The organism is Peribacillus sp. NPDC096622 (assembly GCF_044762665.1).
In the GTDB taxonomy this organism is placed as follows: domain Bacteria; phylum Bacillota; class Bacilli; order Bacillales; family DSM-1321; genus Peribacillus; species Peribacillus frigoritolerans_B.
Genome location: NZ_JBIWES010000012.1, coordinates 158,232 through 180,038 on the forward strand (window position 1 = coordinate 158,232; position 21,807 = coordinate 180,038).

Here is a 21,807-nt window from a genome sequence, read left to right on the forward strand (position 1 = left end):
TTAAAACTGGGTGAAGATATCATAGAAAGTTATTTTATTTTAGAGTTCGTAACTGGGAAACTAAACAGATAGGCACAACGACTCTTTCTAATATAGAAAAATATAATCATGAATTCTCTCTCTTTCTCCGATTTAACATGCAAAGGGAAGATTTACGTTGTTGATAAATAAGTTGAATTCATTGATAATGGTGCAGTTTCAACTGGAACAGGAAATCAAAGTAAGCGCACAGTGAAGAAACAATACGACCCAGTCCTCCCTTGACCGGTGAATTCACCAGTATGAAAAGTCTGGTTTCTTCAAAGGGAATGACAACAGTTCATTTGAACAGGAGGAGCTTTTAATGCTATGTAAAGAGCAGATGGTGAATGATATTTTAAAGCAAGCTTCGTATTCTCGGAACACTAGGCTACATACGCCGAGAGTGTTTTAAGGTTAAAAAGCGCAAAATTGTATCATAATATAACCATATACTAAAAGTTTACATAGGTGATGGATATCAGGTCCCATGTTTTAGGAGGACGGGTTTATAGAAGCGAAATATTGCAGAGAATCAAGGGTCATAAGAACGAGTCGTATATTTCCAAATGATGTGAACAATCATAATACATTATTTGGCGGAAGATTAATGAGTGATGTCGATCAAGTAGCATCGATTTCCGCAGCACGTCATAGTCGAAGTGAATGTGTAACTGCTTCAACAGATTCAGTTGACTTTTTACATCCCATTCGTACAACAGATTCAGTGTGTTTTATATCTTATGTGGCATGGACCGGCACATCTTCAATGGAGGTTTTTGTGAAAATTATTGCTGAAGATTTAAAAAGCAGTGTTCGTAGAATTGCAGCGACTGCTCTATTAACATTTGTTGCATTAGATGAGCATAAACGTCCAACACGTGTTCCAAAAGTTATTCCGGAGACAGAAGAAGAAAAAAAATTACATGAAACGGCCTTAGATCGAGCAAGTATGCGGCAACAAAGAAAACAAAAAAGCAAAGATGTGGCTACGTTTTTAAATGTAGATTATCCTTAACTTTCATAACTTACGAGGTAAAAGGCAATCCTTATCAAAATCGTTCAAGTTTGAAAAACCGGACAATAAGCAAAGTGAAGTATTAGATTTACTAAGTTCAACCCAGTCTTTTCTCCGGCTATCGTTCTCTACATAATGATTAGTTGGGCCTACAAAGGGACGAGTTCGTTTTCATCCAGAAGTAACTGCTTTATCCAAGAAAAGGCGGTTTGCGATCCCCCGTATCATGCCCTCTTCTGAATTAGGCTAAGTCGAGGGTATGTGGGAGCGATCAGGCAAATTGACATTCCGCACCAGGGTCTTTACACCCGCAATTTATTGTTGGTGGATGAATACAGTGCTAGTGGAATTCCAACAATTGAACAATTGAAGCAACAACCATATTAGGAAAACGGAACGTATTGCTGGTACTAGACTTACTTGCTATTTCTGGTGGATTAACAGCTTCATATTGAATGGATGCAAGGTATCTTCAATAGCACAAAATTATCAAATAGATATGCGTCTAGCTGCTTACATGGCTGGGTGTAAATATGATATATGGAATCTCTAATTTATTTCTTTAGAAAGAGAGGTTTTTAAGGTGAAAAAAGTTATAGAAACTGTCTATAGTCCTTGTTGTGGAAAAGTTGAAAACATATTTGTTAGTCAAGGCTCTTATGTATATGAATGGGAAAAACTAATGGTAGTTCAAACAACGGACAATAAAAAAGTGGAAATTGAGACTAGTGTAAGTGGTCATGTTGTTTCAATTGAAGTAACAAAAAATCAAAATGTAAGTAATGAAACAGTGTTAATTCAGTTACAGGATGATTTATTAATCACAGGAAGTGATTGAAGTTCCATAGGGTTTTAGGATAACTAGTATCCTGAATATGAATTTTTCTAAATCAGAGTCTTGTGAAGGCATCCGTTGAATATTCGGAATGTTTAGTGTATTGAATAGGGTAAAGCTTGACTAAATGAATTAAAGCAAGAATTTCTAATTGGTTAAAACGGATAGAAAGCTTATTTAATATATTTGCTGGGATTATTCATCTTATCCCATCCTTAAAAGTGCTAGTTAATGAACATATAATTAAAAAGCTCTACGATATGGTAGAGTTTTTTAATTATAGAAATCCTTCGTTCTGGTGCAATAACCTATCGCAAGAAATATGGAGCGAAATTTGCAAAAAAGATACTTTTGTATTTATGCATTGTTCTTTTTTATGTCGAAGGAGTTCTATGGATTAAAAATAAATATATAGGCTAGTACCCGTGCTTTAAGGAAAATTGGGCAAAAGTCAATACCGCCCGCAAATACACACATAGACTACTATATTGTAGGGTATGTGTGTATTTTTATTGAATGAAATATAAAAATGAATAATCAGTTCTTTAGAGAATTGTGAAGGATTCGCGGCAATCCTCTGTTCAATTCCCAGTGTTGTCAATGGTGATTGTTTGTGACCCGTTTATGGCACATAACCATAAAGAGGCAGGGTTATTGTAAAAAGTAATCATAATTCAAAGATGGATATTTCTGACTTAGAAGAAAGATTGATAAATTGTTCGGAAATTTATAAATACTTTATTATTATTTGCACAGCTATACTAAAATTGCCGTTCGTACATGCAATCTAAGCAAGGTTAAGAGCGATCAACCGAGTAAATATATCCCAATAATAACCTCGATAGAATATTTAGATGAAACAATTAACCAAAAACATCATCAAGTAAAATACTGTCTTTCTGCAAAACCATGAAAACTTAGTTTGTGGAATATTATTAAATATTTTCCTTTACAGAGGAGATACTACCAAGAGACAAAGGTTAGAAAGGAAGACAGTATGGATCATATACAAATGGCCCGTGCGATGTTCGGGACGAATATGGCTGTACATATCATATTTGCAACGATCGGCGTCGGGTTGCCGATGATGATGTTGGCAGCGGAATTGATGTATCAAAGGACAAAGGATTTACAGTATGTCGTCATGGCTAAACGCTGGACCAAAACATTAGGGGTTTTGCTTGGGGTCGGGATTCCGACTGGTACGATCGCGGGTGTGCAGCTGTCACTATTATGGCCTGGGTTCATGGAAGTGATTGGACGTGTCATGGCGCTTCCATTCCAAATCGAGATTTATGCATTCATGGTTGAAGCGCTGTTCATGTCAATCTACGTGTATGCTGCTGAAAAAATCAAGCCATGGGCCCGTATCGTGAGTTTATTTTTTGTTGCATTCGGTGCAATGGCTTCGGCGGTTTTGATTTCGAATGTCCATGCTTTTGAAGGGACACCGGCTGGGTTCCGGTTTGAAAATGGGGAAATCGTCGATGTCGATCCTTGGGCGGCATTTTTCAACCCAAGTTTCCTGGTGACGGCAGGTCATACGGCCCTGACTGCTTATACTACCGGTGCTTTTGTCGTAGCGGCCGTTGCAGCCTATAAGATGCTGAAAAATAAATATGGCACTGCTGAATTTAATTTTCACCAAAAAGCACTGAGGCTCAGTATTGTCTTGGGCTTGGTTTTTTCGTTTTTGACGGCATTGAACGGTCATGCGACTACACAGCATTTATATAGGGAACAGCCGGAAAAACTGGCGGCTGCAGAAGGGTTGTTTGAAACACAGGACCATGCCGGGCTTACCTTGTTCGGTTATACCGATAGGGAAGCCCAGGAAGTGAAGTATGGGATTGAATTCCCATGGTTATTAAGCTTTCTATCTGGTAATAGCTTCGATACGGTCGTGACCGGTTTGAACGATTTTCCGGAAGAGTATTGGCCGCCCCTTTATGTCCATATCTTATTCAACGCCATGGTCATCATTGGTTCAGGCTTAATCGCGTTGGCACTGTTTGCATTGGTATGGAATAAATGGCTGAAAAAGGATACATATCCGAAATGGGTTCTTTGGCTGTTTGTTGCGTCAGGCCCGCTTTCGGTGATTTCGATAGAATGCGGTTGGATTTTTGCCTGTACAGGCAGACAGCCATGGACGATATATAGGATGCTGACCACGGAGGATTCAGTTACTTCGTACGAAAACCTTGGGTTTTTATTTACGATGTTCATTATTGTATATATCATTTTATGCGTTTCTGTCGTGTTTACACTTTTGTATTATTTCAAACGTCATTCCGTAATGGATGATATATATAAGGCCGAACAGAAAGATGTAAGGCTTTTCGATTCGAATTCATAAAAGGGGGGGAAGGCGAATGAGTGATGCTCTTCTTGCAATAACACTGGTCTGGGGCTTTATTTTTCTTTATGCCATCATGGCCTCTATGGATTTCGGTGCTGGCTTCTGGGCAATGACTTACATTAAAAAGGAAGAGACGAATGCTACCAAGATAGCAAATAGCTATTTATCACCAACTTGGGAAGTGACTAATACTTTTGTGGTTGGTCTTGTCATCGCGATTTACAGTTTATTTCCAGGTGCGGTTTTCCCGATTGGGGTAGCCTTGATCGTTCCCGCGAGCCTGATATTGGTCCTGCTATGTATTAGGAGTGCTTTCTTGGTTTTCTCTCATAGCGTGGACAAATATGAAAAAGCGTTAACGTATATCTCAGGGTTGACGGGATTGATCATACCGGGGCTATTAATCAGCGTATTGCCAATCACCCATCTTGGATTTGTCGAAGGCATGAGAGGGAATGAAGAATTGAATTTATCTAAACTTTTCACGAGTCCGAATGAGTATGCATTTGTGGGGTTCGGAATTATGAGCACACTTTTTTTATCATCTTTGCTCCTGTCCGATTACTCAAAACAAGCCGATGAAATGAAAGCATACAAAATATATCGCAGGGATGCGATGATAACGGGACCGCTTATGTTGGTCATGGCTCTGTTGGTTATGCTCACGTTAAGAAACGAAGCGAATTGGATTTACCAAGGAATGATGAAAAACTCTGCATTGTTATTCGTCTCGCTCATTTTTTTCATCATTAGCGGGATAGCACTGTACTTACCCTATTTTTCTAAGCAGGATGTTAAAGGGATGCCCCGCCTCGCTGTAATAGCGATTATCATACAGTATTTAATAGGAAGTTATGTTTATGGTATCGCACATTTACCTTATATCATATATCCAAATGTCACGATCCTTTCAGGATTTACCGATCCAACCTCTTTCCGGGCAGTGTTTGCCACATATATCGTGGGCTTTGCGATACTAGTGCCGGGGTTCTATTATTTCTGGTCCATCTTCATGAAAGATCAGCGTCGAAAGTTCAAACGGCGACAAATGTCAAATTAATTCATCTTTGAAAAGAGAGGTTATCACAATGAAAAAGTTAGATCTGCTAAAATATGCGGTTTTAGTCATCTCACTATTTTTGAGCTATCAAGCGGTTGAAGCGCATGATAAAAATTTTCAGGTAGCTGGCACATATATATCAACAAAAAGAGATGTAACAGGTGACCAGAAAATAGACATCATCCAGGTTCAGGGCCTGCCTTATGAGGAAGGTAGCAAGTTTCTGAAGAAAATCGAGTTAAGTGTGGAAAGCAATCGCCGTACAATCAACGTCCCGCTTGAAGCTGGGTATAATCCAGATCTAAAGGTTGCCGACTTGAATAATGATGGGGTCCAGGACGTATTGGTCACGGTTTTGATGGAAGGTAGGGAACGGTTGATATCCAGTTACGCCTATACATTCAAGGATGGAAAAGTGAAGGAACTGGAAGTACCGCCATCCGTTCCCGTAATGGCACAATTTCTTGACGGATACAAAGCGGAAATCATTATTGAAGGTCAAAAACCTGTGGTGATGGATGTCAGTTCCAGAAAACAAGCTTATGATGAATTGGGCATTTATAGAAATGGAAAACTAAATGAACCGACAGAGCTTTTGGTTGATCCATACTCTTCACTGGATTTCAAGACCGTTTTTGGAAAAGGAAAAGCGCTTATTGGAATCCAAAATGTAAAAGGGTCCGATGAGCGTGATCCGATACTGGCGATTAAATCAGTATGGAAGTATGACAAAGGATGGCAGCTTGTAAAAGCCCAAGTTAAACCGGTCAAGGGTAGTAAATGACATGGTATGGACTGCTTCTTAAATAAACCTAGGTTGACAGCTCTTGGTTTTGAGGGCTGTTTTTTTGATAATTAAAAATTGACAATTTTTAAAAATTTGGTAAAATCTAAATGAATCCAGTTAACCACAACACTCTTTATGTTGTTAAATGTAAGCGGATACAAAAAAGGAGGTGCAGTCTTACGGAGTTAAAAGAAAAAATAATTGAAACATCGTTGACTCTCTTCGATCAGCATGGTTTTCATGGTGTCTCAGTCAACGAAATCGTTAAGGCTTGCGGAACTAGCAAGGGTGGTTTTTATCACCATTTCTCTTCCAAAGATGAACTTTTATTTGTCATCCATGATTACTTTATTTCATATGTTTTAACAAAAGCACAGGAAGCCATCTCAGAAAGTACCCATCCAACAGAAAAAATGCAAAAGATCATTCAATCATTTGTTAAAGTTTTTGACCTCTATAAACCACACATCTCAGTTTTCTATCAAGAAAGCATTTACTTAAAACCACCTTATGTTGAAGCAATCAAAAATAAGCGTCAAATGTATAAAGAAATCATATTTTCCGTTATCAAAGAAGGTATTGACAAGGGAGTATTCCGCAGCGAATTGCCAGTGGAAATTACCGGAATGTCCATTCTGGGCATGGTGAACTGGTCCTACAAATGGTACAAAAGGGACGGTGGAAAAACGATTGATGAAATCGGTGATATCTACGTGGATTTAATCCTGAATGCCCTATTGATAGATAAACAAAAAGAAGCGGAAATCACCCAGCCATTTTTACTGAAGAACCAAGTTGTTGTGGATTAAACAATAATCTTGATTTGTACAGACCAACTAGTCGGTCTCAATTGAAAGGGGAATGAACATATGGATTTTTCACTTACAAAAGAACAGCAGATGATTAAGGAAATGGTTAGGGAATTTGCAGAAAAGGAAATTAAGCCCATTGCGATAGAGTTGGATGCAAAGTCCATGTTTGCCGAGGATGTATTCAAAAAAATGGGGAAACTCGGTTTGCTTGGAATTCCGTTTCCAGAAGAATATGGCGGTTCGGGCGGAGATACGATTTCGTATGCCATTGCCGTTGAAGAGGTTGGCAAGGCGTGCGGGGGAACCGGATTAAGTTATGCAGCAGCCGTTTCGCTCGGGGCAAGTCCAATTTACTATTTTGGAACCGAAGAACAGAAGCAAAAATATCTGGTTCCAATCACGACCGGTGAAACCCTGGCAGCTTTCGGGTTGACAGAGCCTAATGCGGGTTCCGATGCTGGCGGTACGAGAACGACTGCCGTGTTGGAAGGTGATGAATATGTGATTAATGGCGAGAAAACATGGATAACAAATGCCAGCTATTCAAGAACGGTTACCGTCACTGCTGTATCGGGCAAAGATCCCAAGGGCAAGAATATCATCTCGGCATTCATCGTGCCAACCAATACCCAAGGGCTAACGATCAATAGCAATTATGAAAAAATGGGAGTTCGGGCTTCCAATACTTGTGAAATCATTCTGGATAATGTCCGTGTACCAAAGGAAAATTTATTGGGAGATCCAGACAAAGGGTTCAAACAATTCTTATTCACGCTTGATGGAGGAAGGATTTCCATTGCGGCTTTGGCAGTCGGTATCGCTCAGGCTGCCTTTGATAGAGCTTTAGCTTTTTCAAAAGAGCGCATTCAATTCGGTAAAACCATATCTAATTTCCAGGCCATTCAATTCAAGCTTGCAGACATGGCGATGGAAATCGAATTGGCGAGGAATATGGTATATAAGGCTGCATGGTTAAAAGACAATAAAAAACCTTTTGCAAAGGAAGCGGCATACGCCAAGCTTTTTGCAAGTGAGACCGCGTTCCGTGCCAGCAATCAAGCGATCCAAATACATGGCGGCTCTGGTTACATGCGCGAATATGAAGTGGAACGCTATTTACGAGATGCTAAGTTATTGGAGATTGGTGAAGGCACATCCGAAATTCAAAGACTCGTTATCGCCAGGCAATTAGGCTGTTAATCTTTACGGAACGTAAAATGAACTATGATGCTTGGGTTCATTTTGGTGAAAAGCAGATGTTATCTATACAGCAAAAAGCGTTCATTCTTACTTTTATTTGATTAGGAGGAGTTTGATGTCTGATTTGCTAGATGTTACTATCGGGAAACTGCTTGAAAGGACAGCTGAACAATATGGTGATAATGAAGCGGTTGTGTACCATGAACTAGGCCTGCGCCATTCTTATCGCGAATTTGAAAAGATTTGCCGAAAGGCTGCCAGGGGGTTCATGTCACTGGATATTAAAAAAGGGGATCATATCGCCATTTGGGCATCCAATAAACCGGAATGGCTTATATCCCAATTTTCCACCGCGAAAATGGGCGGGGTGCTGGTAACGGTCAATACTAATTACCGCACAAGTGAATTGGAATACCTGCTAAAGCAATCCGATTCGACAACGATCATCCTGATGGAACAATATAAGGATCATTCATATATAGATACGCTGTACGAAATCGTACCTGAATTGAAAAATGCAGAACCAGGAAAATTACAATCTGAGAAACTGCCAAAATTGAAAAATATCATCGTTTTAGGTGAAAAACGTTATCCCGGAACGTTTTCGTGGGATGAAGTCATTAGCGGGAGCGACTCCGTTTCGGAGGAGTCGCTGGACATGAGGATGGAGGAATTGACTCCAGGCGATGTGATTAATATGCAATATACATCAGGGACGACGGGATTTCCAAAAGGAGTGATGCTGACGCATTCCAACTTGGTCAATAACGGATTGAATGTCGCGGAATGCATGAAGCTTACCGAAGCTGACCGGCTATGCATCCCGGTTCCGTTTTTTCATTGTTTCGGCTGTTCACTTGGTACGATGGCATCTGTTTCAGTAGGGGCAACAATGGTGCCGATCGTGGAATTTAATCCACGCCTTGTCCTTCAGACAGTTGAAGCCGAAAAATGTACGGGGCTCCATGGTGTACCGACGATGTTCATTGCTGAACTTAATCTCGATGACTTTGACCAGTATGATTTAAGTTCGTTACGGACTGGTATCATGGCAGGCTCCACATGTCCGATCGAAGTGATGAAAAGCGTGGTGAATAAGATGGGCATCTCGGAAATCACGATTACTTATGGTCAAACGGAATCTTCTCCAGGAATTACGATGACAAGAACGGACGATCCGATCGAGCTTCGTGTTTCTTCAGTGGGAAGGGCTTTGCCGAAAGTGGAAGTGAAAATTGTCGATCCGGCTACAGGGGAAGAAGTCCCGCGTGGTATACAGGGTGAACTCTGTTCCAGGGGATACCATGTAATGAAGGGATATTATAATAACCCGGAAGCCACTGAGCAGGCGATTGACCGGGAAGGCTGGCTTCATACGGGAGATTTGGCGGTGATGGATGAAAGGGGTTATTGCAAGATTACAGGCCGGCTGAAAGATATGATCATTCGCGGAGGGGAAAATATTTATCCCCGTGAGATTGAAGAATTCCTCTATCAACATCCTGCAATTGTCGATGTCCAGGTACTCGGCGTTCCAGATCAGAAGTATGGGGAAGAGGTAGCAGCATGGATCATTTTGAAAGCAGGAGAAACCCTTACGGAGAAAGAATTGATAGAGTATTGCAAAGGGAAAATATCTTTTCATAAAATTCCGCGTTACATTCAATTTACCGATGCTTATCCAATGACTGCATCCGGAAAAATCCAAAAGTATAAGCTTCGGCAACAAACTCTTGACCTACTATCGGAACGCACTAAATAAGGAGGATATCGAATGATTCGAAAAATTCTTATCGCAAACAGGGGAGAAATAGCATCACGCATTATTCGTACATGTAGGAAGCTGGGAATACTTACTGTCGCTGTCCATTCGGAAGCAGATTCGGATTCGCCATTTGTGGGATTGGCGGATGAGGCATATTTATTGGGTGGGTCGAGAGTACAGGAAAGCTATTTAAACGTCAATAAGATATTGGAAATAGCTAAGGAAACCGGAGCGGAGGCCATTCATCCAGGATATGGCTTTCTTAGTGAAAATGCAGATTTCGCACGTTCGTGTGAAGAAGCCGGCTTGATATTCATTGGTCCCAAACCAGAGATCATCCAGCAAATGGGCAATAAAGTCGAGGCGAGGAAAAAGATGGAGCAAGCCGGACTTCCATTGGTGCCTGGATTTTCACGCCCGTTAATTGATAGTGCAGAAGCGGCAGCCGTTGCCGAAAAGATTGGCTATCCAGTCATGTTAAAAGCAGCAGCAGGCGGCGGGGGAATCGGAATGCAGGCCGTTGCTAATGAAGATGAACTGATCAAAGCCTTCGAAGGGAATCAAAAACGTGCCCAATTGTTTTTTGGCAATGGAGATATGTTCATAGAAAAATTGATCGAGAAGCCTCGTCATATCGAAATTCAGGTATTGGCGGATTCCTTTGGGAATGCTGTTTACTTATGGGAAAGGGAATGCTCCGTTCAAAGACGCCACCAGAAGGTCGTGGAAGAGGCTCCCTCTTCTTTCCTTGACGAAGAAACGAGAAACAAGATGGGGATGGCTGCAGTGAAAGCGGTAAAATCCATCGGTTATAGCAATGCGGGCACCCTAGAATTTTTAGTTGATGCGGATAAAAACTTTTATTTCCTGGAAATGAATACACGCCTTCAGGTAGAGCATCCTGTCACCGAAGAAATTACGGGACTGGACTTAGTCGAACAGCAAATTAAAATAGCATCGGGCAACAAATTGGATTTCACCCAAAGTGAGATTAAACAGGATGGACATTCCATTGAGGTGCGCATTTATGCTGAAGATCCGAAAACCTTTTATCCAGCACCGGGGAGGATCACCGCCATGGAACTTCCGGAAGGTGAAGGGATCCGTCATGAATTGGCGGTTCATGGAACTTCGGTCGTATCCCACTTTTATGATCCGATGATCGCCAAATTGGTTGTGAGCGGCGAATCGAGGGATAAAGCGATTGAGAGATTAAGAGAAGCGCTGGCAAGCTATAAAATAGAAGGAATTAAAACAAACCTTCCTTTGCTGATGGAAATAATTTCTCATGAAGCTTTTTCCCAAGGAGATACGACTACGGATTTCATTGCGAAATATATTAAAAAATTGACTGTATAACTTAAAACATAATGATCAGGAGGAAAATGAAATGGCAGAATTAAAGGCTAGCATGGCAGGAAACGTTTGGAAAATCGTAGCGAACGAGGGGCAAAGTGTAACCGACGGACAGGACATCATTATATTGGAATCGATGAAAATGGAAATCCCCATTGCAGCCGAGGAAGCTGGCACCATTAAAGAACTAAAGGTGAATGAGGGGGATTTCGTGAATGAGGGCGACGTTTTGGCCGTCATTGAATAAAGGGACGGAGGGGTAAGATGAATTGGCCTGAAAAAGTGACAATTAAGGAAGTTGGACCCCGTGACGGGCTGCAAAATGAAAAGGTCATGATACCTGCACAAAGCAAAATGGAGTGGATCGATCAGCTCTCTGATACAGGATTAACTTATATAGAAGTGACTTCTTTCGTCCATCCAAAGTGGATTCCCCAATTGAGTGATGCCGCCCTGGTGGCTAAGGGAATAAAGCGCAATCCCGGTATCACTTATGCGGCCCTTGTACCGAATCAAAGGGGACTGGAGTCGGCTCTTGAAGCCAATATCGATGAAATTTCCGTGTTCATGTCATCCAGTGAAACGCATAATCTTAAAAATATCAATAAGTCGATTTCCGACACTTTTCCGATAATGAAGGATGTCATCGGGACAGCAGCAAACAGCGGGAAAACGGTTAGGGGCTATGTTTCAACCGTTTTCGGCTGTCCGTATGAAGGGGAGGTATCGACCGAACAGGTTTTCCGTGTTTGTGATCAACTTTTTGAATATGGAATCGATGAAGTCTCATTGGGTGATACCATCGGGGTCGCGTCTCCAAGACAGGTTGCACTGTTCCTTGAACAGGCTGTAAAAAGATATGATATGAGCCAAATTGCCCTCCATTTTCATGATACAAGGGGAATGGCACTCGCAAATGTTCTTGAATCACTGAATTATGGTGTGGACACTTTCGACTCCTCGCTCGGAGGTTTAGGGGGATGCCCGTATGCACCAGGCGCGAGCGGAAATGTCGCTACGGATGACCTGATTCATATGCTACATAAAATGGGAATTCACACGGGAATCAATCCCGAAAAACTGATGAAGGCTGCGGCCAAGGTGCAAAGCTTTTTGGAAAAACCATTGCCTAGCCATCAGATGGCTGTGTATAACGCACAATAAGAGGAATCGAGGTGAATGTATGACTTCATTAGTTGAAATAAGTCATGAAGAAAAGGGAATTGCCATCGTAACTTTGAATCGGCCGGATGCTGCTAATGCTTTATCTACAGAATTGCTTCATTGCTTAGTCGAAGGGCTGGATGAATTGAAGAGAGATTCCAATTTACGAACAGTCATTATTACGGGAGCAGGTGAAAAGGCGTTTTGTGCAGGTGCGGATCTTAAGGAACGAGCAGGTATGAATGATGATAAAGTCAAGGAGACAGTCAAGTTGATCGGAGACACGATTACGGCTGTAGAAAACCTTCCAGTACCAGTCATCGCTGCAATTAACGGTTCGGCTTTTGGCGGTGGGCTGGAGTTGGCACTCGCTTGTGACATACGCATCGCATCGGAAACGGCAAAGGTGGGACTGACAGAAACGTCATTGGGCATCATCCCTGGTGCCGGCGGTACACAGCGACTGCCGCGGATAGTCGGAATGCCGACAGCGAAAGAACTGATTTATACGGCAAGGAGATTGGATGCAAAAACGGCATATACCTTGAAAATCATCAGTCATGTATATTCACCCCAACATTTACTTGAGGGAGCGAAAAAATTGGCTAAGGAAATTGCGGTCAATGCCCCATTAGCACTCAGGGCTGCAAAAGCAGCGATCAATCAAGGGGCTGAGACTGATTTGAAAACAGGATTGCAAATTGAAAAAGACTGCTATCAGACAACTTTAAAAACCCTTGACCGACTGGAGGGTCTGTCAGCATTCAAGGAAAAACGCAAACCGGTATATAGAGGCCAATGATTTCAATTGAAGGAGGAACAGGGATGGTAACGACGGATAAACTAACCGAAACGGTTGAAACGATTAAAAAAGGCGGTTTAGAAAAGTATCATCAAAAAAACGCTGAAAAAGGAAAGCTTTTCGTGCGTGAACGTCTAGAGCTGCTTTTCGATGAAGGGGTTGAAATAGAGGACGCTTTCTTTGCTAATTGTGCCAGCGATGGTCTGCCTGCTGATGGTGTGGTTACAGGCATCGGGAAAATCAATGGTCAGAGGGTCTGTGTCATGGCCAATGATTCGACTGTAAAAGCTGGTTCCTGGGGAGCAAGGACCGTCGAGAAAATCATTCGCATTCAGGAAACAGCTGAAAAATTACAGCTGCCCCTTCTTTATTTAGTCGATTCTGCCGGGGCACGAATTACGGATCAAGTAGAAATGTTCCCAGGACGCCGCGGAGCGGGACGCATCTTTTACAACCAAGTGAAGTTATCAGGAAAAGTCCCGCAGATTTGTCTATTATTCGGTCCGTCTGCCGCCGGCGGAGCATATATCCCAGCTTTTTGTGATATTGTCGTAATGGTTGATGGCAATGCATCCATGTATTTAGGTTCACCGAGAATGGCAGAAATGGTCATTGGCGAAAAGGTGAGCGAAGAGGAAATGGGCGGGGCGAAAATGCACTGTTCCGTTTCAGGATGCGGTGATGTGCTTGTCAAGTCGGAAGAAGAATCGATCGCGTTTGCACGCAGGTACTTAAGCTATTTTCCAGGAAATTATCAAGAAAGGCCTAAAAGCGTAAAACCTGAGCTGCCTGCGGATTTCGAAAAATCTTTGGAAGAACTGATTCCTAAAAATCAGAATGCAGCCTTCAATATGTATGACCTGATCGATAGGGTTATAGACAGGCAATCATTTTGTGAAATCAAGAAGTTATTTGCCCCAGAATTAATCACTGGGCTTGCAAGGCTAAATGGACAAACGATAGGGATCATAGCCAATCAGCCGCGTGTCAAGGGCGGCGTCCTGTTCCATGATTCAGCTGATAAGGCTGCCAAGTTCATCAACTTATGTGATGCTTTCCATATACCGCTGTTGTTCCTGGTGGATATTCCAGGATTCATGATTGGGACGAAGGTCGAACGGGCAGGAATCATCCGCCATGGTGCGAAAATGATTTCGGCCATGAGTGAAGCCACGGTTCCCAAGATTTCTGTTATCGTCCGGAAAGCTTATGGTGCCGGGCTATACGCAATGGCCGGTCCCGCTTTTGAGCCGGACTGCGTTCTTGCCTTACCGACGGCATTGATAGCGGTCATGGGGGCTGAAGCTGCGGTAAATGCAGTCTATGCCAATAAAATCAATGCGATGCAACCAGAAGAGCGCCCTAAATTCATCGAACAGAAGCGCAATGAGTATAATGAAGATATCGATATCTACCGCTTAGCCTCTGAAATGATTGTTGATGGCATTATCCAGCCGAATGACCTGCGGGATGAATTGAGCGCTCGCTTTGAAGCATATAGCAGTAAGCAAATGACATTCACCGATCGTAAACATGGGGTCTATCCCGTATAAAGTGTTCAATGAAAAAGCCCGGTCAACATGACCGGGCTTTTTTCATGTAAAGCTATAATGATTATTTAAATAATTAGAAAATTTTTCTGATTTAGAGTTGCTAAATCACACAAGGAAGAGTACTATAATTAGTAATTAATGATTTACTAATTACTTAATTCCATACTTAGTGAAAGAAAGTGAGAGTTGCCATGGCTCAGCAGGAAAAAAAGAAATATATTACTCCAGATGGATACACAGCAGATATTGCGATCTTTACTATCACTACAAAGAAAACGGCAGAGAAAGCCCCGCCTGAAATGTTTTTGAAGCTATTATTAATCAAACGTGCCTCAAAAGATAAGGAAGGAAGCCCCAATGTTGAAGGAGATAAATGGGCTTTACCCGGAGGCTTTGTCAATGCTGGCGAGACTGCCTATGAGGCAGCTAAACGAGAATTGAAAGAAGAAACGGGGGTAGCAGGATTCCATGTCAAGCATTTCGGGGTTTATGACCGGCCAGGGCGCGATCCCAGGGGATGGATCATATCCAATGCTTTTTATGCAATCGTCCAGGAAGAGTTTCTTCATCAAAGAAAAGCGAATGACGATGCAGCTGAGGTTGAATTGTTCACGATTCAGGAAGCCTTACAATTAGATCTTGCATTCGATCATTATACAATTATTAACGATGCGATGAATTTAATGAAAAAAGAAATGGTGCAAACGACGATAGCCCAAAAATTCCTGCCGGATGAATTTACACTTTCTGAACTGCAACGGGTTTTGCTGACAGCCAGAGATGATGCAAAAATCAGCGCAGATTCACTTTTTTATGCAAAAGCCCCGAAACTTCCGTTTTTGGAGAAAGTATTGGATGAAAAGGGAATGCAGAAGAAAACGAAACGTAATTCATATCGGCCTTCACAGCTTTACCGGTTTAATGCAGAGGTTGTCATGGACTCTATTTACTATTAAGGGGGAATTGGTGAAATGGGAAAAAAGGCATTGATCAATATAGATTATACGTATGACTTCGTGGCAGACGGGGGTTCATTGACCTGTGGGAAGCCAGGTCAGGATATCGAGAAGGAACTTGTCAGTATAACCAAGGATTTTATCAAACAAGGCGAATACACGGTATTCGCGATTGATTTACATGAAGAAGGAGACCGCTTACATCCCGAAACGAATTTGTTTCCACCGCATAATATTAACGGTACAATGGGTAGAGACCTATACGGGGCGTTAAAAGAGGAATATGAAACAAATAAAAATCAAAAGAATGTTCATTATATAGATAAAACACGTTATTCGGCCTTTGCAGGAACGGACCTTGATATCCGCCTGCGGGAACGTCAAATCACCGATGTATATTTAGTCGGGGTTTGTACAGATATCTGTATTTTGCATACGGCAATCGACGCTTATAATCTAGGCTATAAAATCTTTGTATATGAAAATGCAGTGGCCTCGTTCAATGATGTCGGTCATCATTGGGCGCTTGGACATTTTAAAGGATCTCTTGGAGCCACCATTCTATAATAACGATTCACGCAACAGAATAGAAGGGAAGCGGATGCTTCTCTTTTGGGAGGAACTATCCATGGAAAAAAAATACAACGACGACAGTTACGCATTACACACTGACCTATACCAAATCAATATGGCCCAAACTTATTGGCAGGACAAAACACATAACCGCAAGGCAGTTTTCGAGATATTTTTCAGAAAGCTTCCATTTAACAGCGGATATGCAATTTTCGCAGGACTTGAAAAAATTGTCCATTATCTTCAAAACTTTTCCTTCTCGGAAAGTGATATCGACTATTTGAAAAATGACCTGCACTATGATGAAGAATTTTTGAATTATTTGAAGAACATTCGTTTTACGGGAGCGATCCGCTGCATGAAAGAGGGGGAGCTCGTCTTCGGCAATGAACCGATATTACGGGTGGAAGCACCGCTTGGTGAGGCTCAACTCATAGAAACTGCGTTGCTTAACATTGTGAACTATCACACACTCGTGGCAACAAAAGCATCGCGCATCAAACAGGTCATCGGTGAAGAATCTGCCCTTGAATTCGGTTCAAGGCGGGCGCAAGAAATGGATGCCGCAATTTGGGGAGCAAGAGCAGCCTATATTGCTGGCTTTGATTCCACTAGTAATGTACGTGCTGGAAAGCTGTTCGGCATTCCGGTTTCAGGGACGCATGCACATTCCATGATCCAAGCTTATAAAGATGAATATACGGCTTTTCATAAATACGCTGTTTCCCATAAAGACTGTGTATTCTTGGTTGATACTTATGATACATTGCGTTCTGGCATCCCGAATGCAATCCGTGTTGCCAAGGAACTGGGTGATAAAATCAATTTCATTGGCGTCCGTCTTGACAGCGGTGATTTAGCTTACTTATCAAAAGAAGCACGACGTATGCTTGATGCTGCAGGGTTCCATGATGCGAAGATTGTCGCTTCCAATGACCTTGATGAATATACGATCATCAATCTGAAACAACAAGGAGCAAGAATTGACATTTGGGGCATCGGAACCAAATTGATTACGGCTTATGACCAGCCAGCTCTCGGTGCTGTTTATAAAATGGTTTCAATAGAGGGCGAAGATGGGAATATGAGAGATACCATCAAAATTTCTTCTAACCCTGAAAAGGTTACGACACCTGGCTTAAAACGGGTATATCGAATCATCAATAAAGTGAACCATCATGCTGAAGGTGATTATTTGGCTATGGAATATGAGAAGCCGCAGGAACAGGAAAAATTAAAAATGTTTCATCCTGTCCATACCTTCCTAAGTAAATTCGTCACGGATTTTGATGCGGTTGATCTGCATGTGGATATTTTCAAGGATGGAAGTTTGATTTATGAATTGCCGACCATAGATGAAATCAAGGTCTTCACGCAAAAAAATCTGCAAGTATTATGGCCGGAGTACCTTCGTGCACTTAATCCTGAAGAATATCCGGTAGATCTAAGCCAGGATTGTTGGGATAATAAAATGAGGAATATAGATGAAGTTAAAGCCAATGTAGAAAGAATGCTAACGAAATGACCAATCTATTTTATTAGAAAGCGGGGAAATGCCAATGCGTCCATTACAAAAAGAAATCGTAAAAAAATTACTTGTCCAACCAACGATCGATCCTGAAGCCGAATTCAGGAAAAGCGTTGATCTATTAAAAGGGTATATGAAGAAAAATACGTTTCTGAAAAGCTTTGTACTAGGAATTTCCGGAGGTCAAGATTCAACACTGGCGGGTTATATTGCCCAAACCGCTGTCAATGAATTGAATGAAGAAGCGAGTGGCAGCGACTATAAGTTTGTTGCCGTAAGCTTGCCATATGGAGTTCAGGCTGATGAGGATGACAGGCAGCTGGCTTTAAAATTCATCAAGCCAAGCCAAACGGTTACAGTCAACATCAAGGAAGCGGTGGATGCTTCAGTCAAAGCTGTGGAAGAAGCAGTTTCTGAAAAGCTATCGAATTTCCTAAGGGGAAATGTCAAAGCACGTGAACGAATGAAGGTACAATATGATTTAGCAGGACTGTATAAAGGCGTTGTGCTAGGAACTGACCATGCAGCTGAAGCAATCACAGGTTTCTTTACGAAACATGGTGATGGTGCAGCGGATATCATCCCTTTATATCGCTTAAATAAAAGGCAAGGAAAAGAAATCCTGAAATTCGTTGGTGCTCCTGAGCGTCTTTATACAAAAATACCAACGGCCGATTTAGAAGATGATAAACCGTTACTTCCTGATGAAGTGGCTTTAGGCGTTAGCTATGATGAAATCGATGATTACCTTGAAGGCAAGGAAATCAGAACGGAAGCTGCCGAAATCATCGAAGGATGGTATACTAAAACCGAACATAAACGCAATGAAGCCATTAATGTTTATGATACTTGGTGGAAATAAAAGAACGAGTGAAAAACCCGCATCACATAAGATGCGGGTTATTTTGCAAGACCATAACGAGCACCTTGGCCAACACATCAGTAATGAAAATTTTACCGGCAAAGGGGAAAACGAAATGTCGACTCTACATATGGATATATCCAGGAATATTGAAGAAACGAGCAAGGACATTGAATTCTCGGGTGTAATCGGTGTGAAAATGGAAGGTGACCTGATCCATAGCTCAGCACATGGCTATTCCAATCGAGCGGATGAAATCATGAATACGACCGAAACAAGGTTCGCAATTGCTTCCGGTTGTAAACTGTTTACCGCGATAGCCATTTGCCAGTTAATACAAAAAGGGAAACTTAGGTTCGATTCTAAGCTTAATGACTGTCTTTCGATCGTGTTTCCTGATTTCTCTCAAAATGTAACCATTCATCACCTATTAACACATACTTCGGGCATCCCTGATTACTTTGATGAAGAAGTGATGGATGATTTTGAAGAGCTATGGCAGAAAAATCCGATATACCATGTAAAAAGATTAAAAGATTTCCTGCCAATGTTTCAAAATAAGGTTATGATGTTTCAACCCGGGGAAAGATTTCATTACAATAATGCAGGCTATATTCTATTAGGGTTGATTGTTGAGGAACTAACCGGACTTGAATTTACTGAATATATCGACAAGAACATCTTTCTGCCTTGTGAAATGAAAAATTCAGGATATTTTTCCCTGAATCAGCTACCTAAAAATACTGCATTAGGGTACATAGATGAAGAAAATGGTGCATGGAGAACGAATGTTTTTTCCCTTCCGATCAAAGGCGGTGCGGATGGAGGGGCGTATATTACCACATCAGATATGTTCAGGTTTTGGGATGGGTTATTTTCCAATCAGTTACTGAATCAAGAATATACCAATCTCTTATTGGAAACCCATATTGCTACAAAAGATGAAGGGGAATACTATGGCTATGGTATATGGATCCGTAAAAAAAATGACGCGATTTTCAAATACCATCTTATGGGGTATGACCCGGGTGTAAGTTTCAATTCTGCGGTATATCCGGCAAAGCGATTGAGAACCGTCATTACTTCTAATAAAGGCATGGGTCCATACCATATTACTAGAGCGATCGAGAAAGAAGTATAAAAATAAATGGAACCTTTCCACTAATGGAGGGTTCCATTGTTTATAGTCAATCTGAATTCATTCAAGGTATTTTTTAAGAAAGGGACGAATTCGCTTCAATTGCTAAATTGGTTCCAGAACTTCTGGAGTTTCAAGGGAAGAACCCCTTCTGTACCCTTATTCAAGAACGAATCTTTAATGATGATGCGGCACACCAATTTTTCATTTATTGTCGGAATCTTTAAGGAGGTAGCTTTCTTTAGGTTTCAAGGCTTTTACAAACAAAGAATTTGTATATTTAAATATCTTGAAGTAGAGTATATTTAATATACTTTATTTTATCCGGTATTTTCCGATGGAGGTTCTTTTTACATTATGAAGGCAAGATATGAACTAGCGAACATGAACTTAACAGTAAGCAATGTGACTTTACGTAATGCTGCGGATAGCTATGTCCTCTTGAAAGCTGCAGATGATCAAAATAATGAAATCACGATCAAGCTTTCCCACGAACAAGCGGAATTTCTGGAAACGGAATTAAGGGAAGTAAATCGCCGTCGCAGGGAAAATAGTCCTGATATAACAGGAAATGACCAGGAACGTATTAATGACGACGATTCTTTTAATCTGTTCAGCATTGATTTATTCAATGAAAATGAATCGAAGTAATTCCCCGAACCAAATTTGCTTCTCTGTAACTTTCCTTTCCATTTAAGATGATGCTGCAGAGAATTTATCATTCCCGCCAATACAAAAATCCGAATTTCCAGGTATTGAAAGGCATTAGGAATGTTTTAAAGCAAGGTGACCTATCGTTACCATTATTTTGATTGCTTGAATAAATTCTTCACCAATAGGAATAGGGATGATAGTACAGCAAAAACCATGAAAAATACGATGAACCCCCATAGGCCTATCGCCGCATCTTGAAACTCCATATTTCCTCTGCTGGTAAGGGCTTGCTGTATCTCAATGGCAAATACTAAAACAACCATGACTGTAAAGGTATAAAGGAAAGAGAGGATCGTTATCCCAAAACGCATGCGGGCAATTAAATTAGATAAAAATAACACGAATAAAAATATGATGATACCGATGATTCCCATTATCCAAAAATGCAAATCTTTGTCCGTTGCATTTGAATTTAATGTGTCACTTACAAAGAATAAGATGAAATCGTGAAGATTATTGACGATTTCAGCTAATATCTGGATGATTTCTTTCATTTCTCACACCTCCAATCCTTAGATTATAGCAGGTTATAAATCTATATAGAAGAGGGAAGGTCCCCGAAGCTGCCAGATTGATCTTAGGTAGAAGTAATGGGAAATCATAAAAATGCTTGGAAACGAAATAAAAACATAAATGAATAAAGAAATCAGTTCATGTAATGTCAGCTCAATAAGGGTAGATTGAACAAAATACATAGAAAAATAAAGTAATTCATGGAAAGCAGGAGTGCCTATTTCCAATGTTTTAACACCTTAGCGATCTAAGCCATGATTGTTTTAATCGGTTCCTTTATTATAAAGCCAGTAAAAAATATCTTTACTTAATGATTTCATGGTTGGAGGGAAAAAGAATGAATGATATACATAATCATGTGTTAACAGTAATTGATTTTATGAAAACCGGCCACAAAACTTGCTTTGTGAAGGTCATCGGTTCTGATGCTGAATCCGGACAGGATTTTGAAGGTGAAGTTAAATTTGTTAGTGATTTGCCTTTTGGTGATTTGATACATCCCGAGCGGTCACATTTATCTTCCTCTTGCAGGGAATTTGTTCGAAATGACTTGCTGCGCAGATACAGTCAAGGGCAATTTGAATGAAGTGTTGGAAATTTTTATAGAGAATCTAATTAGATGACATTCTGTTAACTTGTTTAAAATTGGTAAAATGCCGGGTATAAAGAATATGGTATGTAGGAACTTTTTTATGCCAAACTTCTCTTTCACCTGACAAAATAGCATATTTCTCCCTATTTAACTCTCGGACTATAATCCTTATAATATTAAATAGGAAAATATGACATTT

At 41.0% G+C, this 21,807-nt stretch carries 21 protein-coding genes; 20 read left to right on the top strand and 1 reads right to left on the bottom strand.

Translation table 11 applies throughout. The features are described 5' to 3' along the window. Positions 1-529 precede the first annotated feature (529 nt). From ACIQYG_RS20150 to ACIQYG_RS20240, 19 genes are all read left to right on the top strand, one after another. Positions 530-1,036 (top strand): acyl-CoA thioesterase, encoded by a 507-nt coding sequence (locus ACIQYG_RS20150; RefSeq protein WP_053534899.1) that lies wholly within the window; start codon positions 530-532, stop codon positions 1,034-1,036. 583 nt (positions 1,037-1,619) lie between these two features. Next, positions 1,620-1,874 (top strand): biotin/lipoyl-containing protein, encoded by a 255-nt coding sequence (locus tag ACIQYG_RS20155; RefSeq protein WP_402841549.1) that lies wholly within the window; start codon positions 1,620-1,622, stop codon positions 1,872-1,874. 994 nt (positions 1,875-2,868) lie between these two features. Beyond that, positions 2,869-4,230 carry a cytochrome ubiquinol oxidase subunit I gene (locus ACIQYG_RS20160; RefSeq protein WP_402841552.1) on the top strand — a complete coding sequence of 454 codons (1,362 nt, stop codon included), beginning with the start codon at positions 2,869-2,871 and terminating at the stop codon, positions 4,228-4,230. Between the two features lie 16 nt (positions 4,231-4,246). Then, complete coding sequence (locus ACIQYG_RS20165) at positions 4,247-5,293, top strand: cytochrome d ubiquinol oxidase subunit II (protein ID WP_402841555.1); 1,047 nt, start codon at positions 4,247-4,249, stop codon at positions 5,291-5,293. Positions 5,294-5,321: 28 nt separating this feature from the next. Next, on the top strand, positions 5,322-6,077 hold the full coding sequence (locus ACIQYG_RS20170; protein WP_402841558.1) for a hypothetical protein: 756 nt from the start codon (positions 5,322-5,324) through the stop codon (positions 6,075-6,077). A 110-nt stretch (positions 6,078-6,187) separates the two neighbouring features. Then, a complete protein-coding gene (locus tag ACIQYG_RS20175) occupies positions 6,188-6,889 on the top strand; it encodes a TetR/AcrR family transcriptional regulator (protein ID WP_402841561.1) in 702 nt (233 codons plus the stop codon). Between the two features lie 60 nt (positions 6,890-6,949). Next, positions 6,950-8,092: an acyl-CoA dehydrogenase gene (locus ACIQYG_RS20180; protein ID WP_402841564.1), complete on the top strand. Its 1,143-nt coding sequence runs from the start codon at positions 6,950-6,952 to the stop codon at positions 8,090-8,092. A 124-nt stretch (positions 8,093-8,216) separates the two neighbouring features. Beyond that, positions 8,217-9,854 (top strand): AMP-binding protein, encoded by a 1,638-nt coding sequence (locus tag ACIQYG_RS20185; protein WP_402841639.1) that lies wholly within the window; start codon positions 8,217-8,219, stop codon positions 9,852-9,854. A gap of 12 nt (positions 9,855-9,866) precedes the next feature. Continuing rightward, positions 9,867-11,216, top strand: coding sequence for an acetyl-CoA carboxylase biotin carboxylase subunit (locus ACIQYG_RS20190; protein WP_402841567.1), 1,350 nt, complete (start codon positions 9,867-9,869; stop codon positions 11,214-11,216). 31 nt (positions 11,217-11,247) lie between these two features. Continuing rightward, a complete protein-coding gene (locus tag ACIQYG_RS20195) occupies positions 11,248-11,460 on the top strand; it encodes an acetyl-CoA carboxylase biotin carboxyl carrier protein subunit (protein WP_402841570.1) in 213 nt (70 codons plus the stop codon). A gap of 17 nt (positions 11,461-11,477) precedes the next feature. Continuing rightward, positions 11,478-12,377 carry a hydroxymethylglutaryl-CoA lyase gene (locus ACIQYG_RS20200; protein WP_402841573.1) on the top strand — a complete coding sequence of 300 codons (900 nt, stop codon included), beginning with the start codon at positions 11,478-11,480 and terminating at the stop codon, positions 12,375-12,377. A gap of 19 nt (positions 12,378-12,396) precedes the next feature. Next, positions 12,397-13,179: an enoyl-CoA hydratase gene (locus ACIQYG_RS20205; protein WP_402841576.1), complete on the top strand. Its 783-nt coding sequence runs from the start codon at positions 12,397-12,399 to the stop codon at positions 13,177-13,179. 23 nt (positions 13,180-13,202) lie between these two features. Then, positions 13,203-14,732 (top strand): acyl-CoA carboxylase subunit beta, encoded by a 1,530-nt coding sequence (locus ACIQYG_RS20210; RefSeq protein WP_402841579.1) that lies wholly within the window; start codon positions 13,203-13,205, stop codon positions 14,730-14,732. A gap of 191 nt (positions 14,733-14,923) precedes the next feature. Next, the gene (locus tag ACIQYG_RS20215; protein WP_402841582.1) at positions 14,924-15,688 is read left to right on the top strand and encodes an NUDIX domain-containing protein; all 765 of its coding nucleotides are present in this window, start codon (positions 14,924-14,926) and stop codon (positions 15,686-15,688) included. A gap of 15 nt (positions 15,689-15,703) precedes the next feature. Continuing rightward, positions 15,704-16,255 carry a cysteine hydrolase family protein gene (locus ACIQYG_RS20220; RefSeq protein ID WP_402841584.1) on the top strand — a complete coding sequence of 184 codons (552 nt, stop codon included), beginning with the start codon at positions 15,704-15,706 and terminating at the stop codon, positions 16,253-16,255. A 61-nt stretch (positions 16,256-16,316) separates the two neighbouring features. After that, a complete protein-coding gene (locus tag ACIQYG_RS20225) occupies positions 16,317-17,786 on the top strand; it encodes a nicotinate phosphoribosyltransferase (protein WP_402841587.1) in 1,470 nt (489 codons plus the stop codon). A 34-nt stretch (positions 17,787-17,820) separates the two neighbouring features. Then, positions 17,821-18,651 carry an ammonia-dependent NAD(+) synthetase gene (gene nadE / locus ACIQYG_RS20230; RefSeq protein WP_402841589.1) on the top strand — a complete coding sequence of 277 codons (831 nt, stop codon included), beginning with the start codon at positions 17,821-17,823 and terminating at the stop codon, positions 18,649-18,651. Between the two features lie 115 nt (positions 18,652-18,766). Further along, positions 18,767-19,792: a serine hydrolase domain-containing protein gene (locus tag ACIQYG_RS20235; RefSeq protein WP_402841592.1), complete on the top strand. Its 1,026-nt coding sequence runs from the start codon at positions 18,767-18,769 to the stop codon at positions 19,790-19,792. 354 nt (positions 19,793-20,146) lie between these two features. Next, positions 20,147-20,440, top strand: coding sequence for a hypothetical protein (locus tag ACIQYG_RS20240; protein WP_402841595.1), 294 nt, complete (start codon positions 20,147-20,149; stop codon positions 20,438-20,440). 152 nt (positions 20,441-20,592) lie between these two features. Here the strand turns inward: ACIQYG_RS20240 and ACIQYG_RS20245 are convergent, their stop codons facing one another. Continuing rightward, on the bottom strand, positions 20,593-20,997 hold the full coding sequence (locus ACIQYG_RS20245; protein ID WP_377450157.1) for a hypothetical protein: 405 nt from the start codon (positions 20,995-20,997) through the stop codon (positions 20,593-20,595). Positions 20,998-21,353: 356 nt separating this feature from the next. Between ACIQYG_RS20245 and ACIQYG_RS20250 the strand changes: the two genes are divergently transcribed. Further along, complete coding sequence (locus tag ACIQYG_RS20250; protein ID WP_402841600.1) at positions 21,354-21,602, top strand: hypothetical protein; 249 nt, start codon at positions 21,354-21,356, stop codon at positions 21,600-21,602. Positions 21,603-21,807: the final 205 nt, after the last annotated feature.

Bases quoted from the DNA above. Each gene is read 5' to 3' on its own strand.
- ACIQYG_RS20160 (WP_402841552.1), top strand. From the start codon at position 2,869: ATGGATCATATACAAATGGCCCGTGCGATGTTCGGGACGAATATGGCT.
- ACIQYG_RS20165 (WP_402841555.1), top strand. From the start codon at position 4,247: ATGAGTGATGCTCTTCTTGCAATAACACTGGTCTGGGGCTTTATTTTT.
- ACIQYG_RS20170 (WP_402841558.1), top strand. From the start codon at position 5,322: ATGAAAAAGTTAGATCTGCTAAAATATGCGGTTTTAGTCATCTCACTA.
- ACIQYG_RS20175 (WP_402841561.1), top strand. From the start codon at position 6,188: ATGAATCCAGTTAACCACAACACTCTTTATGTTGTTAAATGTAAGCGG.
- ACIQYG_RS20180 (WP_402841564.1), top strand. From the start codon at position 6,950: ATGGATTTTTCACTTACAAAAGAACAGCAGATGATTAAGGAAATGGTT.
- ACIQYG_RS20190 (WP_402841567.1), top strand. From the start codon at position 9,867: ATGATTCGAAAAATTCTTATCGCAAACAGGGGAGAAATAGCATCACGC.
- ACIQYG_RS20195 (WP_402841570.1), top strand. From the start codon at position 11,248: ATGGCAGAATTAAAGGCTAGCATGGCAGGAAACGTTTGGAAAATCGTA.
- ACIQYG_RS20200 (WP_402841573.1), top strand. From the start codon at position 11,478: ATGAATTGGCCTGAAAAAGTGACAATTAAGGAAGTTGGACCCCGTGAC.
- ACIQYG_RS20205 (WP_402841576.1), top strand. From the start codon at position 12,397: ATGACTTCATTAGTTGAAATAAGTCATGAAGAAAAGGGAATTGCCATC.
- ACIQYG_RS20210 (WP_402841579.1), top strand. From the start codon at position 13,203: ATGGTAACGACGGATAAACTAACCGAAACGGTTGAAACGATTAAAAAA.
- ACIQYG_RS20215 (WP_402841582.1), top strand. From the start codon at position 14,924: ATGGCTCAGCAGGAAAAAAAGAAATATATTACTCCAGATGGATACACA.
- ACIQYG_RS20220 (WP_402841584.1), top strand. From the start codon at position 15,704: ATGGGAAAAAAGGCATTGATCAATATAGATTATACGTATGACTTCGTG.
- ACIQYG_RS20225 (WP_402841587.1), top strand. From the start codon at position 16,317: ATGGAAAAAAAATACAACGACGACAGTTACGCATTACACACTGACCTA.
- nadE (WP_402841589.1), top strand. From the start codon at position 17,821: ATGCGTCCATTACAAAAAGAAATCGTAAAAAAATTACTTGTCCAACCA.
- ACIQYG_RS20235 (WP_402841592.1), top strand. From the start codon at position 18,767: ATGTCGACTCTACATATGGATATATCCAGGAATATTGAAGAAACGAGC.
- ACIQYG_RS20240 (WP_402841595.1), top strand. From the start codon at position 20,147: ATGAAGGCAAGATATGAACTAGCGAACATGAACTTAACAGTAAGCAAT.
- ACIQYG_RS20245 (WP_377450157.1), bottom strand. From the start codon at position 20,997: ATGAAAGAAATCATCCAGATATTAGCTGAAATCGTCAATAATCTTCAC.
- ACIQYG_RS20250 (WP_402841600.1), top strand. From the start codon at position 21,354: ATGAATGATATACATAATCATGTGTTAACAGTAATTGATTTTATGAAA.